Raw genomic sequence first — 1,324 nt, forward strand, 5'->3', positions numbered from 1 at the left:
CCATCGCCCAGATACGCCCACACTTTACGGTCTTCTTCTTTAATCAATTTACGATTCATCAAATACTTTTGAATATGTGCTTGATAAATCGATAAAATTGGACCCAGGCCCATCGATACAGTCGGGAATTGCCAATAATCTGGCATTAAATAAGGATGTGGATAGCTCGATAAGCCATTGCCATTAACTTCGCGGCGGAAATTATTCAGTTGTTCTTCGGTCAAACGGCCTTCTAAAAAAGACCGTGCGTAAATACCCGGTGCACAGTGTCCTTGATAATAAATCATGTCACCACCGAAGTGATCACTGTTGGCACGGAAGAAATGGTTAAAGCCCACATCGTACAAAGTCGCTGAAGAGGCAAAGCTGGCCAAGTGACCGCCCAAGTCGTCACCGGTGGTATTGGCACGCAACACCATCGCCAAGGCATTCCAACGAATTAAGGCGCGAATACGGCGTTCCATATCTTGATCGCCCGGCATGGCCGGTGTGTCTTCAACTGAAATGGTATTTAAGTAAGGAGAATTTAAACGTTGAATAGGCACATGGGTGGCAATTGCGCGTTGATATAATTTTTCGAGTAAGAACGCTGCACGCTCTGTTCCCATGTGTTGTAGAACCGAATCAAAGGCATCTTGCCATTCTTGGGTCTCTTGCGCGTCAGTATCAGCATAAAACGCCATATTCCACCTATTCCTTGAGCCTATTTGTATTCCCTATATGTATCACACTTTTTAAAGCGGCAGGTATGGCTACAGCTGAATAGCAGATGAGGCAATTATTTAGAAAATAAATACCCACTCACGCTTCGTTACGCAAGGCAACAAAAAGCCGCCAATAGAGGCGGCTTTTTTATACACTGACGATTTTTTACAGTGCTACTATAAACATGAGTCTCAAGCTTAGAACAGTTTTTAGATTCTCATTGTTGTTAAACTATAGTGCATTCATCAGAGCAATAAATAGGGAATTTTCAACCGAATACTTAAGGCAACATTGCAAGATAAGTTGATGGATTTTTACGTTGACCATCTTTCACTACTTCATAATGTAAATGCGGACCGGTACAACGTCCTGTGCATCCTACATTGGCAATATGATCGCCGGCTTTAACTTGCTCACCCACACGGGCAATTAAGCGTGAAGCATGTGCATAACGCGTTAAATAGCCATTGCCATGGTTGATTTCAACATATTGGCCATAACCTGTGCCCCAACCTGATTTGGTCACTACACCTGGACCAGTTGCATAAATTGCAGTACCACTCGGTGCAGATAAATCTAAGCCAGAATGATTTTCAGCACGGCCGCCCATAGTACGTCC

The 1,324-nt window shown here is 43.6% G+C and carries 1 protein-coding gene and 1 pseudogene; both read right to left on the reverse strand.

Annotated features, from left to right (window positions below; all coding sequences use genetic code 11):
* Positions 1-683, reverse strand: a pseudogene (gene aceE, locus SE27_RS14315) (pyruvate dehydrogenase (acetyl-transferring), homodimeric type); the annotation flags it as partial.
* 302 nt (positions 684-985) lie between these two features.
* Positions 986-1,324, reverse strand: a 339-nt coding sequence (locus SE27_RS14320) for a M23 family metallopeptidase (RefSeq protein ID WP_455549953.1), incomplete at its 5' end; no start/stop codon positions are given.

It is taken from the genome of Acinetobacter harbinensis, assembly GCF_000816495.1.
Classification (GTDB): domain Bacteria; phylum Pseudomonadota; class Gammaproteobacteria; order Pseudomonadales; family Moraxellaceae; genus Acinetobacter; species Acinetobacter harbinensis.